The 226-nt window shown below is 73.0% G+C and carries 1 pseudogene; it reads left to right on the top strand.

The features are described 5' to 3' along the window. A pseudogene (locus tag ACLQ2V_RS28185) lies at window positions 1–226 on the top strand (hypothetical protein); the annotation flags it as partial.

Here is a 226-nt window from a genome sequence, read left to right as displayed (position 1 = left end):
GTAAGAGCGTTCTCGGTATCGCTGGTCTGGCGTTCGCCGGTGGCCTGGCCGCCGGCCCCCTGAACCACGACACCACCACCCCCGCCCCGAGCGCCGCCGGCGTCATGCCGGCCGCCGTGGCCGTCCAGGCCGCCGACAAGGCCGACAAGGCCGACAAGGCCGACAAGGCCGACAAGCCGGGCGTGGACGAGGGCAAGCTGATCCCGCACGGTGTGCAGGGCGAGCA

It is taken from the genome of Micromonospora sp. DT233 (assembly GCF_049841815.1).
Taxonomy (GTDB): domain Bacteria; phylum Actinomycetota; class Actinomycetes; order Mycobacteriales; family Micromonosporaceae; genus Micromonospora.
Note: the sequence above shows the minus strand (reverse complement) of the source record. Positions and strands in the feature narration are given on the sequence as shown.